The organism is Streptomyces sp. NPDC050549 (assembly GCF_040655035.1).
GTDB lineage: Bacteria > Actinomycetota > Actinomycetes > Streptomycetales > Streptomycetaceae > Streptomyces.
In genome coordinates this window covers 165,968-180,265 of sequence record NZ_JBFAJD010000018.1, presented here as the reverse complement: position 1 = coordinate 180,265, position 14,298 = coordinate 165,968, and the positions used below count along the sequence as shown (strand labels likewise).

Here is a 14,298-nt window from a genome sequence, read left to right as displayed (position 1 = left end):
ATCAGTGACCCATTCCCAGTCCGCCGTCAACAGGGATGACGGCTCCAGTGATGTACGAGGCGTCGTCCGAAGCGAGGAACCGCACCGTCGCGGCGACCTCCTCGGGCTGCGCGTAACGGCCGAGCGGCACCTGCTTCACGATGTTCTCGCGCTGCTCGTCGCTGAGCACCTTGGTCATGTCGGTGTCGACGAAGCCGGGAGCGACGACGTTGAAGGTGATGTTGCGCGAGCCCAGCTCGCGGGCGAGCGAGCGCGCGAAGCCGACCAGGGCCGCCTTGGAGGCGGAGTAGTTCGCCTGGCCGGGACCGCCCATCAGGCCGACGACCGACGAGATGAGGACGACGCGGCCCTTCTTGGCGCGCAGCATGCCGCGGTTGGCACGCTTGACGACGCGGAAGGTGCCGGTGAGGTTGGTGTCGATGACCGAGGTGAAGTCCTCCTCGGACATGCGCATCAGAAGCGCGTCCTTGGTGACGCCCGCGTTGGCGACCAGGACCTCGACGGGGCCGTGCTCGGCCTCGATCTCCTTGTAGGCCTGCTCCACCTGCTCGGTGTCGGTGATGTCGCACTTGACGGCCAGGAAGCCGGCCGGCGGCTCACCCGAGCGGTACGTGATCGCGACCTTGTCGCCGGCGTCGGCGAACGCACGGGCGATGGCGAGGCCGATGCCCCGGTTGCCTCCGGTGACGAGAACCGAGCGGCTCAACGGATCACCCTTTCGATAGCGGTCCTGCGCGCCTGCCCGGTACACCCTGGTTGACAGACGGCCTTGCCGAAAACCTATCGGTCGGCCCGCGCCACCGGACAATCGGGCACCGACAGTGGCTTAGGGGACTCGCTGTCGGGTCTCTACAGAAAGAGCCGACTCCGAGCGGAAACGTGTGGTCCCCGCACCTGTCCGCGCGACATGATCGGACTCCACAGGCCACGACAGCAGGGAGACCTCCGTGCCTCATTCCATCGACGAAGCCTTCACGGCGCTTCCGCTACGCGCCCTGGCCGACGCCGCGCTGGCACGCGCGCGTGCGCTCGGGGCCGAGCACGCGGACTTCCGGTTCGAGCGGGTGCGCAGCGCGTCCTGGCGGCTGCGGGACGCGCGGCCCGCCGGTACGTCGGACACCACCGACCTCGGGTACGCGGTGCGGGTCGTGCACGGCGGTACCTGGGGGTTCGCATCGGGCGTGGACCTGAGTCTCGACGCCGCCGCCAAGGTCGCGTCGCAGGCGGTGGCGATGGCGAAGCTCTCCGCCCAGGTGATCAAGGCGGCCGGGTCGGACGAGCGCGTCGAGCTGGCCGCCGAGCCCGTGCACGAGGAGCGGACGTGGATCTCGTCGTACGAGATCGACCCGTTCTCCGTGCCCGACGAGGAGAAGGCGGGGCTGCTGGCCGACTGGAGCGCCCGGCTGCTCGCGGCGGACGGCGTCAACCACGTGGACGCCTCACTGCTCACCGTGCACGAGAACAAGTTCTACGCCGACACCGCGGGGACCGTGACCACCCAGCAGCGCGTCCGGCTGCACCCGCAACTGAACGCGGTGTCGGTCGACGAGTCGAGCGGCGAGTTCGACTCGATGCGCACCGTCGCACCGCCCGTGGGCCGCGGCTGGGAGTACCTCACGGGTACCGGCTGGGACTGGGACGAGGAGCTGGCGCGGATCCCCGAGCTGCTCGCCGAGAAGATGCGCGCCCCGAGCGTCGAGGCGGGCCTCTACGACCTCGTCGTGGACCCGTCGAACCTGTGGCTGACGATCCACGAGTCCATCGGCCACGCCACCGAACTGGACCGCGCGCTCGGCTACGAGGCCGCCTACGCCGGCACGTCCTTCGCCACCTTCGACAAGCTCGGCAAGCTCAAGTACGGCTCCGAGCGCATGAACGTCACCGGCGACCGCACCGCCGAACACGGCCTCGCGACCATCGGCTACGACGACGAGGGCGTCGAGGGCCAGTCCTGGGACCTGGTCAAGGACGGCACCCTGGTCGGCTACCAACTCGACCGCCGCATCGCCAAGTTGACCGGCTTCGACCGCTCCAACGGCTGCGCCTACGCCGACTCCCCCGGCCATGTCCCGGTGCAGCGCATGGCCAACGTGTCGTTGCAGCCGGACCCTGCCGGGCTGTCCACGGAGGATCTGATCGGCGGGGTCGACCGCGGGATCTACGTGGTCGGGGACCGGTCGTGGTCGATCGACATGCAGCGCTACAACTTCCAGTTCACCGGGCAACGCTTCTTCAAGATCGAGAACGGGCGGATCACCGGGCAGCTGCGGGACGTCGCGTACCAGGCGACGACCACCGACTTCTGGGGGTCCATGGCGGCCGTCGGCGGTCCGCAGACCTACGTCCTGGGCGGCGCCTTCAACTGCGGCAAGGCCCAGCCCGGTCAGGTCGCCGCGGTCTCGCACGGCTGCCCGTCGGCCCTCTTCACGGGCGTCAACATCCTCAACACCACTCAGGAGGCCGGTCGATGAGTCCTCGTACGAACAAGCCGCACGAGATCGTCGAGCGCGCCCTCGAACTGTCGCGGGCCGACGGCTGTGTCGTCATCGCCGACGAGCAGTCGACGGCCAACCTCCGCTGGGCGGGCAACGCGCTGACCACGAACGGTGTCACGCGCGGGCGCACGCTCACCGTCATCGCGACCGTCGACGGCAAGGAGGGCACCGCTTCGGGGGTCGTGTCCCGGTCCGCCGTCACCCCGGAGGAGCTGGAGCCGCTCGTACGCGCCGCCGAGGCCGCCGCGCGCGGGGCCGAACCCGCCGAGGACGCGCAGCCGCTCGTCACAGGCGTGGCAGCGTCGCCCGACTTCACGGACGGGCCCGCCGAGACCTCGTCCAGCGTGTTCACCGACTTCGCCCCGACGCTCGGCGAATCGTTCGCACGCGCGCGTGCGGGCGGTCGCGAGCTGTACGGCTTCGCCAACCACGAGCTGGTCACCAGTTACCTGGGCACGTCGACGGGACTGCGCCTGCGCCACGACCAGCCCAACGGGACGCTGGAGCTGAACGCCAAGTCCCCGGACCGTACGCGCTCGGCGTGGGCCGGCCGCTCGACCCGGGACTTCAAGGACGTGGACCCGGCAGCCCTGGACGCCGAGCTGGCCGTACGACTGGGCTGGGCCGAGCGGAAGATCGAGCTGCCCGCCGGACGGTACGAGACGCTGTTGCCGCCGACCGCGGTCGCGGACCTGTTGATCTACCAGATGTGGTCGGCGTCGGGACGGGACGCGGTCGAGGGCCGCACCGTGTTCTCCAAGCCCGGCGGCGGCACCCGGGTCGGAGAGCGGCTCACCGAGCTGCCCCTGACGCTGCGCAGTGATCCGAACGAACCGGGTCTGGAATCCGCCCCGTTCGTGCTCGCCCACACCTCCGGGGGCGACCAGTCGGTGTTCGACAACGGGCTGCCGCTGACGGCGACCGACTGGGTGCGCGAGGGCGAGCTGCAGCACCTGCTGACCAGCCGGCACAGCGCGGGGCTCACCGGGCTGCCGGTGGCGCCGTCGATCGACAACCTGATCCTCAGCGGGGGCGAGGACCGCTCCCTGGAGGAGATGGTCGCGAGCACCGAGCGCGGGCTGCTGCTCACCTGCCTCTGGTACATCCGCGAGGTCGACCCGGCGACGCTGCTGCTCACGGGGCTCACCCGGGACGGCGTCTACCTCGTCGAGAACGGCGAGGTGGCGGGCGAGGTGAACAACTTCCGGTTCAACGAGTCGCCGGTGGATCTGCTGGGGCGGGCGACCGAGGCGGGGCGGACGGAAAAGACGCTGCCGAGGGAGTGGAGCGACTGGTTCACTAGGGCTGCGATGCCCGCGCTGCGGGTGCCGGACTTCAATATGAGCTCTGTCAGTCAGGGCGTATAACCTCGTACCTGATTCACGAGACCACTCAAGGAGATACGAGAACCGTGACGGACATCGTCGACGAACTGCAGTGGCGGGGGCTCATCGCCCTCTCCACTGACGAGGACGCATTGCGCAAGGCGTTCGCGGACGGTCCCGTCACGTTCTATTGCGGTTTCGACCCGACCGCGCCCAGCCTGCACCTCGGCAACCTCGTACAGATCCTGACCATGCGCCGGATCCAGCAGGCGGGCAACCGTCCGCTGGGCCTGGTCGGCGGTGCCACGGGCCTGATCGGCGACCCGAAGCCCAACGCGGAGCGGACGCTCAACTCGCCGGACGTCGTGGCCCAGTGGGTCGAGCGGCTGCGCGCGCAGATCGCCCCGCTGCTGGACTTCGAGGGCCCGCACGCCGCGATCATGGTCAACAACCTGGACTGGACCCAGGGCCTGTCGGCCATCGAGTTCCTGCGGGACGTCGGCAAGCACTTCAGGATCAACAAGATGATCGCCAAGGAGGCCGTCTCCCGGCGGCTCAACTCCGACGCGGGCATCGGCTACACCGAGTTCAGCTACCAGATCCTGCAGGGCATGGACTTCCTGGAGCTGTACCGCCGGCACGGCTGCACGCTCCAGACCGGCGGCAGCGACCAGTGGGGCAATCTCACCTCGGGCACCGACCTGATCCACCGGGTCGACCCGGAGGCCGTGGTGCACGCGCTGGCCACGCCGCTGATCACCAAGGCCGACGGCACCAAGTTCGGCAAGACGGAGTCCGGGACGGTCTGGCTCGACCCCGAGATGACCACGCCGTACGCCTTCTACCAGTTCTGGCTGAACGCGGACGACCGTGACGTCTCCAAGTTCCTGCGCATCTTCAGCTTCAAGTCCCACGAGGAGATCGAGGAGCTGGAGCGGCAGACCGAGGAGCGCCCGCAGGCCCGTGCCGCCCAGCGCGCGCTGGCCGAGGAGCTGACGACGCTGGTGCACGGCGCCGACCAGACGGCCGCCGTGACCGCCGCGTCCAAAGCCCTCTTCGGGCAGGGCGAGCTGGCGGAGCTCGACGAGAAGACGCTCGCCGCGTCCCTCTCCGAGGTGCCGCGTGTCCAGGTCGCCGAACTCGGGCTCGTCGTCGACCTGTTCGCCGAGGTGGGCCTGGTGGCGAGCAAGTCCGCCGCGCGGCGGACCGTGAAGGAGGGCGGGGCCTACGTGAACAACGTGAAGGTCGCCGCGGAGGATGCCGTGCCGGCGAAGGAAGATCTGCTGCACGGGCGGTGGCTGGTGCTGCGGCGGGGCAAGAAGAACCTTGCCGCGGTCGAGGTGACTGGAGCGTAAGCGCCGTAGGGGGCGCGGGTGGTGTGCGGTCTGCCGGCTCGTTGTGGCCGGTCGCGCAGTTCCCCGCGCCCCTGACGGGGCGCTGTCCTCAGGCTCTCTGTTTGTTCTTGCCGATCGTCGCCATGTACGCCATGTCGACCACGAAGACGATGATGATCGCGGCGATGAGCTGGAACGCGTGGCGGCTCCAGTCGATGCCTCTGGTCGCTTCGACGCCGAACGCCCGGGCGACGGCGTTGCCGACGATGGCGCCGAGAATGCCGCAGATGGTGGTCAGCCAGAGCGGACTGTGCTGCTTGCCCGGGATGATCGCCTTCGCGATCAGGCCCAGCACGAATCCCACGATGATCGCCCACAACCAGCCCATGGCTGCCTCCTTGTACGGCTCGACGTGAGCATTACGCCAAGTGTGGGCCCGGTCGCCGTACGCCGCATGTCGGGTACGGCCGTACGTGGTACGGCGCAGGTTCCCCGCCCGGGCCCGGGGTGCCCCGGTCTCGAAGGCTGCGCAGGCGCGGCGTAACGTGGGACGTATCGGGGCCCGGTTCCCGGATCGGTTGCGAACCGGGGTGCAGGCCGGGGAAAGTCCGATGCGGGCGGATGGTGGAATGTGATGCGGAAGCTGCACGGCGAAGGCAACGCCCAGGTGTTCCGGATCACCGGAGCCCGGACGGGACTCGCGGAGGATGTCCGCGGTCGGCAGCGCCGATATGTCATCTCGATGTCGATCCGTACGGCGTCGGTGATCCTCGCTGTCTCGCTGTGGAACGTCGAACGGCACGTCGCGATCGTCGCGTTGGTACTCGGTGTGCTTCTCCCCTATGTCGCCGTGGTGATCGCCAATGCCGGGCGGGAGAACGCGCCCGGTCTGCCGTCGACGTTCGTCACCGCGCCGCCGCGGCCGATGATCACGCCGCCGCGGTCGAACGAGAGTGGCGCGGAACCCGTCCCGGAAGAGGTCGTGCCCGAGCCGACGCCCGGTGTGCGGGGCGAACCGCAGGGCCGGTCGTGACCATGGCGAACGTGCCATAAACGGAAGTCGGCTCCGCACCAAGCTCAAGAAAAGCTCAGATCAATCATGTTGTTCCGGTGCCGAGCGACCGGTTACCCGTGACATACTTCGTACGCGCTCCGCATCCCCCGTCGGAGCGACAGACCGACGCCGGGCAGCTCCCCCCGTGGCTGCTCGGCGTCGCCTTTTCAGCGCATCTGTGAGACGAGTTCCGTGAGTTCCCGTGAGTGACGAGACACCCATCTGCTCTGCGAAGGGCTGCCGCGCCGACGCCGTGTGGGTCCTCGTGTGGAACAACCCGAAGGTCCACACGCCGGAGCGGCGCAAGACATGGCTCGCGTGCGAGGAGCATCGCGAGCATCTGTCCCAGTTCCTCGGTGTGCGGAGCTTTTTGAAGGACGTCGTCAAGTTCGAGGACTGGGAAGCGCCCGAGATCCCGTAGGGCCCACCCGAAGTTCCGTAGCGCCCCTTCGTCTACGACGGCTGCTCAGCCGCCGATCGCCGACATCGGCCGGTCCGGCTGGAGGAACGACGGGTCGTCCAGGCCCGAGCCCGCCTTCTTGCCCCACATCGCCTGGCGCCAGATGCGGGCTATCTCCTCGTCCGGAGCGTCGGTGCGCAGGGCGGTGCGGAGGCTGGTCTCCTCGCGGGCGAACAGGCAGTTGCGTATCTGGCCGTCGGCGGTCAGGCGGGTGCGGTCGCAGGATCCGCAGAACGGGCGGGTGACCGAGGCGATGACGCCCACGCGGTGCGGGCCGCCGTCCACGATCCAGCGCTCGGCCGGTGCCGAGCCGCGCTCGTCGGTGCCTTCGGGGGTCAGCTCGAAGCGGGTGCGGAGGGAGGCGAGGATGTCGCCGGCCGTGACCATGCCCTCGCGCTTCCAGCCGTGCTGGGCGTCCAGGGGCATCTGCTCGATGAAGCGCAGTTCGTAGTCGTGCTCGACGGCCCAGGACAGCAGGTCCGGGGCCTCGTCGGCGTTGAGTCCCGGCATCAGGACCGAGTTGATCTTGACCGGGGTCAGGCCCGCGTCGTGGGCGGCTTCGAGGCCGTCGAGGACGTCCTGGTGGCGGTCGCGGCGGGTGAGGGTCTTGAAGACGTCCGGGCGCAGGGTGTCCAGCGAGACGTTGACCCGGTCCAGGCCCGCCTTCTTCAGTGCGGTCGCCGTGCGCTTGAGGCCGATGCCGTTGGTGGTCAGGGACATCCGGGGGCGGGGCTTAAGAGCCGCGACCCGCTCGACGATGCCGACCAATCCGGGGCGCAGCAGGGGCTCGCCGCCGGTGAAGCGGACCTCCTCGATACCGAGGGAGGTGACCGCGATGTCGATCAGGCGGACGATCTCGTCGTCCGTGAGGAGGTCGGGCTTCGCAAGCCACTGCAGGCCCTCTTCGGGCATGCAGTACGTACACCGCAGATTGCACCGGTCGGTCAGCGAAACCCTCAGGTCGGTGGCCACTCGGCCATAGGTGTCGATGAGCACGTGGGCCTCCTCCCTCAATTGGGATCGCATGTTTTCCGACACCTGCGAGCCTACGCGACACCTCTGACAACGAGAGCGGCCCGATCCCACGAGGTACGGCGAGGCCGCGTCGTAGGGATCTACGACGCGGCCGTCGGCGTGGGGGACCCGGAGGGGATTCAGTGGGCTCCGGTGCCGGTCAGGGACCGTACCTCCAGCTCCGCGTACTTGGCGGTGTCGGGCTCCTCCTTGGAGAGGACCGTGCCGAGCCAGCCCAGCAGGAAGCCGACCGGGATGGAGATGATGCCGGGGTTCTCCAGGGGGAACCAGTGGAAGTCGACGTCCGGGAACATCGAGGCGGGCTTGCCGGAGACGACCGGCGAGAACAGGACCAGGCCGACCGCGGTGACCAGGCCGCCGTAGATCGACCAGAGGGCCCCTGAGGTGGTGAAGCGCTTCCAGAAGAGGCTGTAGAGAATCGTCGGCAGGTTGGCGGAGGCGGCGACCGCGAAGGCCAGGGCCACCAGGCCGGCGACGTTCAGGTCACGGGCGAGGGCACCGAGGAGGATGGAGACGGCGCCGATGCCGACCGTGGCGTACCGGGCGGCGGCCATCTCCTGTTTCTCCGTCGCCTGTCCCCGCTTGATGACGTTGGCGTAGATGTCGTGGGCGAAGGACGAGGACGAGGCCAGGGTGAGGCCGGCGACGACCGCGAGGATCGTGGCGAAGGCGACCGCCGAGATGCTCGCCAGCAGGATGGCGCCCCAGTTGGAGTCGACCCCGCCCAGATGGAGGGCCAGCAGGGGGGCCGCCGTGTTGCCCGCCTTGTTGGAGGCGATGATCTCGTCCGGTTTGATCAGTGCCGCGGCACCGAAGCCGAGGGCCAGAGTCATCAGGTAGAAGGCGCCGATGAGGCCGATGGCCCAGTTGACCGACTTACGGGCGGCCTTGGCGGTGGGCACCGTGTAGAAGCGGATCAGGATGTGCGGCAGGCCGGCGGTGCCGAGGACCAGGGCGATGCCCAGGGAGATGAAGTCCAGCTTGGTGGTGCCGGTGGCGCCGTACTTGAGGCCGGGGTCCAGGAAGGCTGAGCCCTTGCCGCTGTTGTCGGCGGCCTTGCCGAGCAGGTCGGAGACGTTGAAGTTGAACTTCAGCAGCACCAGGAAGGTCAGCAGCAGGGCGCCGGCGATGAGCAGACAGGCCTTGACCATCTGGACCCAGGTGGTGCCCTTCATCCCGCCGATGGTGACGTACACGATCATCAGGACGCCGACCAGGGCGACGATGCCGATCTTGCCCGCGTCGCTGGTGATGCCCAGGAGCAGGGAGACCAGGACGCCCGCGCCGGCCATCTGGGCCAGCAGGTAGAAGATCGACACCACGATGGTGGAGGTGCCGGCCGCCGTACGGACCGGGCGCTGGCGCATGCGGTAGGCGAGGACGTCGCCCATGGTGTAGCGGCCGGAGTTGCGCAGCGGTTCGGCCACCAGGAGCAGGGCGACCAGCCAGGCGACCAGGAAGCCGATCGAGTACAGGAAGCCGTCGTAGCCGAAGAGGGCGATGGCGCCCGCGATGCCGAGGAAGGACGCGGCGGACATGTAGTCGCCGGAGACGGCCAGGCCGTTCTGGAAGGCGGTGAACTGCCGGCCGCCCGCGTAGAAGTCGGCGGCGTTCTTGGTCTGGCGGCCCGCCCATACGGTGATGACGAGTGTCGCGGCGACGAAGACCGCGAACAGGGTGATGATCAGCGGCCGGTGCTGGCTCGCCTCACCGGCGGCCAGGGTGATCGCGGGGCTCATGCGCCGCCCTCCATCCGGGACTTGATGGCCTCACCCTTGGGGTCGAGCTTCGCGGCGGAGTACCGCGCGTACCACCAGGCGATGAGGAATGTGGTGAGGAACTGGCCGAGGCCCAGGACGAGGGCGACGTTGATGTTGCCGACAACCTTGGTGTCCATGAAGTCGTCCGCGTAGTTGCACAGCAGGACGTACAGGAGGTACCAGGCGATGAAGGCGACGGTCAGCGGGAAGGCGAAGGAGCGGTGGGCGCGGCGCAGTTCGGCGAACTCCGCGCTCTCCTGGACCTGTTCGAACTCCTCGGTACTGGGGAGTTTGCGTTCGGCTTTCGAGGGCGGTGGTGTCTCGGTGGCCACGGTGTCTCCTCGCGTTGCGGACATGCTGGTTTCGACCTCACAGACCTACGGATCACGCCACCAGGAGTGATCGGGCGACTTCCCTGCGCGATATCGAGGGGTCCCCGATCCTGCTGGCGCTTCCTGCCCAAGGTCACGGCGCCACGCGTGGACCGGTTCAACTCCTTTGACTTCTTTCAGGACTCGCCTTTGGGAAGTCATTGCTGGCCAGCCCTCGCGGGAGATAACTTCAGCTGGCACCACTCGTCATGTACCTGCCCGGGAGGCACCACGTCTCGGGCCTTTTCGTTTCCGGATGATGTGGAGATCCCATGGCTCATCTGCGCCCCAGACACCGGCTCGCCCTCGCCGTACCGGTCGTGCTGTCGCTGACCGCCTCGCTCGGTTTCCTCCCGTCGGCGGCTTCGGCGGTCCCGATCGCGGAGACCACCGCACAGGCCGCCGACGCGCCCAACCTCGCGTATGTGGTCAACACTCGACTGGACCACCGGACGATCAACACGGTCAAGAAGGCGATCAACGCGGCCGGCGGCACCATCGTGGTGACGTACGAACAGATCGGCGTGATCGTCGTGCACTCGGCGAACCCCGACTTCGGGATGATCATCCGCAAGGTGCCCGGTGTGCAGTCGGCCGGTGCCACGCGCACTGCGCCGCTGAGCCTCGCCTCGACGACGGACGAGGGCGCGGTGCAGTACCTCTCCAAGGAGCAGGCCGTGAAGACGGCGAAGGCCTCCGCCGCGGCCGGAGACAGCGAGCCCCTCGAAGCCGACCAGTGGGACCTGCCCGCCATCGGCGCCGACAAGGCCGCGAAGATCAACCCGGGCAGCAAGAGCGTGACGGTCGCCGTCATCGACGTCGGCGTCGACGACACCCACCCGGACATCGCCCCGAACTTCTCCCCCTCGCAGTCCGCGAACTGTGTGGGCGGCAAGGCGGACACGACGTACGGCTCCTGGCGTCCCGTGGACTCCGCCCACTACCACGGCACGCATGTCGCCGGCGAGATCGCCGCCGCCCGCAACGGCATCGGTGTGGCGGGGGTCGCGCCGGGCGTGAAGGTCGCCGGGATCACGGTGGCGGAGCCGGACTCCAGCCAGTTGTTCTACCCGGAGAGCGTGGTCTGCGCGTTCGTGTTCGCCGCGGATCACGGCGTGGAGATCACCAACAACAGCTACTACGTTGATCCTTGGCTGTACAACTGCATGGACGACCCCGATCAACGTGCCATCGTCGACGCGGTCAACAGGGCCCAGCTGTACGCCCAGAGCAAGGGCACGCTCAATGTCGCCGCGGCCGGCAACTCCAACGACGACCTCGACTCCCACGCCCTGGTCGACGACTCCAGCCCCGACGACTCCACCGCGGTGACCCGGACGGTCGACCCGCACGAGTGCTTCGACGTACCGACCCAGCTGCCGGGTGTCGTGACGGTGAGTTCGGTCGGTGTCACGAAGGCCAAGTCGTACTTCTCCAGCTACGGCCAGGGCGTGATCGACGTGTCGGCGCCGGGCGGGGACGCCCGGCAGATCCCGGACACCCCGTCGAAGAACGGCCGCATCCTGTCCACGCTGCCGAACAACACGTACGGCTACCTCCAGGGCACGTCGATGGCGACCCCGCACGTCGCCGCCGTGGCCGCGCTGCTGAAGTCCACGCACCCGCACGCCTCTCCGGCCCAGCTGCAGGCGCTGCTGAAGGCCGAGGCGGACAACCCGGGCTGCCCGACCGACGTGTACGACACCAACGGCGACGGCATCGCGGACGCGACCTGCGTGGGCGGCAAGCGCGTCAACGGCTTCTACGGTTTCGGCATCGTCAACGCGCTGCGGGCGGTCAAGTAGCCCGTACCTGCTTCTCTCTGTTGATGCTGTTGATTCGGGCCGGGCGGATCTCCGCCCGGCCCGTTCATGTCTGAATCGCCGCCACAGATACATTGATCAAATCAATAATGCATAGTTCAATCATGATTAATATCAAGGTGGCATGGGCCGCGCTGGGCGGCGACCCCGCCCTGGTCCCGCGTGTCTCGACCGTCGCGCGCCGAGAGGCGCTCGAAGCACGGCTTCCCGTACGGGAGTTGGCCCGGGCCTGTGTGGGGGCGTGTGCGCTGGCCGCCGCCGAGCTGGGGGCGCGGCGGGCCGGGCTCACGGAGGTGCCCGGGGTACGGGTCGACGACGGGGCCGTCGCCACGGCGTTCGTCAGTGAGCGGCATCTGCTGATCGACGGGAGGGCGCCTGTCTCCTTCGCGCCGCTGTCGCGGTTCTGGCGGACGGCCGACGGCTGGGTCCGCACCCACGCGAACTATCCGCATCACCGGGCGCGACTGCTGGGCGCGCTGGGGCTGCCGGACGACGCCTCCGTGGAGGACGTGGCCCACGTGCTCGCCGAACGGTCCGCTTCGGAGGTGGAGGAGACCGTGTACGCCGCCGGAGGCCTCGCGGTCGCACTGCGGACGGCGGCTGAGTGGGCCGTACACCCGCAGGGGGTCGCGGTGGCCGGGCGGCCTCTTGTCGAGCGCGAGCGGCTCGACACGGCACGCGCGCGTGCGCTGCCGCCGCTCGACGGAGATCCGTTGCTGCCGGCGGCCGGGGTGCGTGTGCTCGATCTGACCCGGGTGATCGCGGGCCCGGTCGCCACCCGCACGCTCGCGCTGCTGGGCGCGGACGTACTGCGCGTGGACGCCCCGCAGTTGCCCGAGGATCCCGACGCGCACGCGGACACCGGTTTCGGGAAGCGGTCGACACGTCTGGATCTCGGTCTGGCGGCCGACCGGCGGACCTTCGAGGAGCTGCTCGGGGAAGCCGATGTGGTCGTCACCGGGTACCGGCCGGGCGCCCTGGACAGGTTCGGGCTCTCCCCCGAGGCGCTGGCCGACCGCCGGCCCGGGCCGATCGTGGCCCGGTTGTCGGCGTGGGGTGCGTACGGACCGTGGGGCGGACGGCGCGGATTCGACAGCTTGGTGCAGGCCGCCACCGGCATCGCGGCCACCGAGGGGTCGCCCGAGCGGCCCGGCGCGCTGCCCGCGCAGGCCCTCGACCACGGGACCGGGTATCTGCTGGCGGCGTCGGTGCTACGGGCGCTGACGGAGCGGTCGGAGCAGGGCTGCGGGCTCGTACTGCGGCTGGCGCTGGCACGGACCGCGGCGTGGCTGACGGCGGGCGGGGCGGCACGCGCCGAAGACCCGACGGTGCGTGTGCGGAGTGGGGCGGCGTACAACCAGCCGGACGCCTGGCTGGTCGAGACTGGCAGCGGTATCGGGCGGCTGCGGCACGCGCTGTCGCCGGTCTCCTTCGCCGGCGGGCCCGTGAACTGGGCGCGCCCGCCGGGCCGTTGGGGCACGGACCCGGCTCGTTGGGCTTGATCCGGGGGGCGGGGCGGAAACGTAACTGTGAGCGGAATCCGGTTCCGCCAGTTACTTTGTTGCACTTGCCCGGTTCTGTGACGGCTGGTGAAGATCTTGGGGTGACCTTGATACGACCGACTGTCGAAGCGGCCGACACCAGCGGCCCCGGGCGGCGCCCCGGTACGCGCCGGGCCGTCGCCGTACTGGCCCTGGTGCTGCTCGCCGCGCTGATTCCGCTGCTCGGCCCGTCCGCAGCGCTGCACGGCACCGGGGAGGCCGCCGCGCCCGGTGTCGGTGGCATCGCGCTGCTGCGGGCGGTGTTGTTCGGCGCGCTGTGCGTGCCGTTGGGCGAATTGTTCGTGAACCGGCTGGCACGCACCGTGCCCGGCGCTCCCCAGAACGGCCCCGGGAGTTGGGCCCTGCACGCAGCCGGTGCCGGATTCGTCGCCGCGCTGGGACTCGCGTCGGTCGTGGCGACGGGCAATTTGGTGCCGCACCGTCTCTCCGAGATCGACGTCGGCGGCCTCTACCAGTCCCGCGACGGCAAGCTGGCGCTCCTGGAGGTCAACGCGTTCGCGGTGGCGGCCCTGTGCGCCCGGTCGCGCCGGCCCGCCGTACAGGTGTGGCCCCTTGCCGCCGTGGTCCTCGCGGAGGCGCTGCGCGCGCACCCGGTGGGCGAGCACAGCCAGCTGGTCGGCTCGGAGCTGACCCTGGTGCATCTGACGTGCGCGGCGCTGTGGTCCGGCGGGCTGCTGCACGCGCTGCGGACGCTGCGGCAGTGGCGGGACACCGAGGCGGGCGCCGCGCTGTTGGGTCTCTACGCGCGCGTGGCCGCCGTGCTGCTCGCCGCGATCACCGCCACGGGGGTGTGGAGTTCGCTGCGCAGGATGCCGGCCGGCACGATCCTGGACCAGCTGACGACGACGGCGTACGGGCGCACCCTGCTCGCCAAGGTGCTCCTCGTCGCAACCGTCGCCGTACTCGCGCTGTGGGCGCGTTACCGGCTGCGGCGCGCCACCGATCCGCTGGCCGCTTTCTCACCCGCGCGGGCCGAGGTCGTCGTCCTGGGGGTGGTGGTCGTGGTCTCCGGACTGTTGACCGCCCTGCCGGTGCCGATTCGCTGGCATTGATCGAATCCAGTGTTGACCGGCGCCGGC

The 14,298-nt window shown here is 69.5% G+C and carries 13 protein-coding genes; 8 read left to right on the top strand and 5 right to left on the bottom strand.

The genetic code is table 11. The annotated features are described in order from the left end of the window. Position 1: 1 nt before the first annotated feature. Positions 2–706, bottom strand: a complete 705-nt coding sequence (gene fabG, locus AB0I51_RS26015) for a 3-oxoacyl-[acyl-carrier-protein] reductase (protein WP_362978988.1) — start codon at positions 704–706, stop codon at positions 2–4. 241 nt (positions 707–947) lie between these two features. Here fabG and AB0I51_RS26010 point away from each other — a divergent pair, with 241 nt between their 5' ends. The 3 genes from AB0I51_RS26010 to tyrS are packed head-to-tail and all read left to right on the top strand — an operon-like array spanning position 948 to position 5,175. After that, positions 948–2,471: a TldD/PmbA family protein gene (locus AB0I51_RS26010; protein WP_362978986.1), complete on the top strand. Its 1,524-nt coding sequence runs from the start codon at positions 948–950 to the stop codon at positions 2,469–2,471. Further along, the gene (locus tag AB0I51_RS26005; protein ID WP_362978984.1) at positions 2,468–3,862 is read left to right on the top strand and encodes a metallopeptidase TldD-related protein; all 1,395 of its coding nucleotides are present in this window, start codon (positions 2,468–2,470) and stop codon (positions 3,860–3,862) included. The genes AB0I51_RS26010 and AB0I51_RS26005 overlap by 4 nt, the downstream gene beginning before the upstream one ends. 44 nt (positions 3,863–3,906) lie before the next feature. After that, positions 3,907–5,175 carry a tyrosine--tRNA ligase gene (gene tyrS / locus AB0I51_RS26000; protein WP_362978982.1) on the top strand — a complete coding sequence of 423 codons (1,269 nt, stop codon included), beginning with the start codon at positions 3,907–3,909 and terminating at the stop codon, positions 5,173–5,175. A gap of 88 nt (positions 5,176–5,263) precedes the next feature. Here the strand turns inward: tyrS and AB0I51_RS25995 are convergent, their stop codons facing one another. Next, entirely contained in the window at positions 5,264–5,542 is a 279-nt protein-coding gene (locus tag AB0I51_RS25995) for a GlsB/YeaQ/YmgE family stress response membrane protein (RefSeq protein ID WP_362978980.1), read from the bottom strand. Between the two features lie 246 nt (positions 5,543–5,788). On the opposite strand from AB0I51_RS25995, the gene AB0I51_RS25990 reads away from it, so the two are divergent. Together AB0I51_RS25990 and AB0I51_RS25985 are read left to right on the top strand one after the other, a co-directional pair. Further along, complete coding sequence (locus tag AB0I51_RS25990) at positions 5,789–6,187, top strand: DUF3099 domain-containing protein (protein WP_362978978.1); 399 nt, start codon at positions 5,789–5,791, stop codon at positions 6,185–6,187. 223 nt (positions 6,188–6,410) lie between these two features. Continuing rightward, positions 6,411–6,629 (top strand): hypothetical protein, encoded by a 219-nt coding sequence (locus tag AB0I51_RS25985; protein ID WP_362978976.1) that lies wholly within the window; start codon positions 6,411–6,413, stop codon positions 6,627–6,629. A gap of 45 nt (positions 6,630–6,674) precedes the next feature. Here the strand turns inward: AB0I51_RS25985 and moaA are convergent, their stop codons facing one another. The 3 genes from moaA to AB0I51_RS25970 form a co-directional block, all read right to left on the bottom strand. Then, on the bottom strand, positions 6,675–7,664 hold the full coding sequence (gene moaA / locus AB0I51_RS25980) for a GTP 3',8-cyclase MoaA (protein ID WP_362979038.1): 990 nt from the start codon (positions 7,662–7,664) through the stop codon (positions 6,675–6,677). A gap of 158 nt (positions 7,665–7,822) precedes the next feature. After that, positions 7,823–9,442: a cation acetate symporter gene (locus tag AB0I51_RS25975; protein ID WP_362978974.1), complete on the bottom strand. Its 1,620-nt coding sequence runs from the start codon at positions 9,440–9,442 to the stop codon at positions 7,823–7,825. Next, a complete protein-coding gene (locus AB0I51_RS25970; protein ID WP_362978972.1) occupies positions 9,439–9,795 on the bottom strand; it encodes a DUF485 domain-containing protein in 357 nt (118 codons plus the stop codon). Before AB0I51_RS25970 ends, AB0I51_RS25975 begins: the two co-directional genes overlap by 4 nt. 311 nt (positions 9,796–10,106) lie before the next feature. On the opposite strand from AB0I51_RS25970, the gene AB0I51_RS25965 reads away from it, so the two are divergent. From AB0I51_RS25965 to AB0I51_RS25955, 3 genes are all read left to right on the top strand, one after another. Beyond that, positions 10,107–11,639 carry a S8 family serine peptidase gene (locus AB0I51_RS25965; protein WP_362978970.1) on the top strand — a complete coding sequence of 511 codons (1,533 nt, stop codon included), beginning with the start codon at positions 10,107–10,109 and terminating at the stop codon, positions 11,637–11,639. Between the two features lie 122 nt (positions 11,640–11,761). After that, positions 11,762–13,159 carry a CoA transferase gene (locus AB0I51_RS25960; RefSeq protein ID WP_362978968.1) on the top strand — a complete coding sequence of 466 codons (1,398 nt, stop codon included), beginning with the start codon at positions 11,762–11,764 and terminating at the stop codon, positions 13,157–13,159. Positions 13,160–13,260: 101 nt separating this feature from the next. Then, complete coding sequence (locus tag AB0I51_RS25955; RefSeq protein ID WP_362978966.1) at positions 13,261–14,271, top strand: CopD family protein; 1,011 nt, start codon at positions 13,261–13,263, stop codon at positions 14,269–14,271. Positions 14,272–14,298 lie beyond the last annotated feature (27 nt).

What these genes read in the sequence shown, in the direction of transcription:
- AB0I51_RS26005 (WP_362978984.1), top strand. Translation starts at nt 2,468, where the DNA reads ATGAGTCCTCGTACGAACAAGCCGCACGAGATCGTCGAGCGCGCCCTC.
- AB0I51_RS25995 (WP_362978980.1), bottom strand. Translation starts at nt 5,542, where the DNA reads ATGGGCTGGTTGTGGGCGATCATCGTGGGATTCGTGCTGGGCCTGATC.
- AB0I51_RS25990 (WP_362978978.1), top strand. Translation starts at nt 5,789, where the DNA reads ATGCGGAAGCTGCACGGCGAAGGCAACGCCCAGGTGTTCCGGATCACC.
- AB0I51_RS25975 (WP_362978974.1), bottom strand. Translation starts at nt 9,442, where the DNA reads ATGAGCCCCGCGATCACCCTGGCCGCCGGTGAGGCGAGCCAGCACCGG.
- AB0I51_RS25965 (WP_362978970.1), top strand. Translation starts at nt 10,107, where the DNA reads ATGGCTCATCTGCGCCCCAGACACCGGCTCGCCCTCGCCGTACCGGTC.
- AB0I51_RS25960 (WP_362978968.1), top strand. Translation starts at nt 11,762, where the DNA reads ATGATTAATATCAAGGTGGCATGGGCCGCGCTGGGCGGCGACCCCGCC.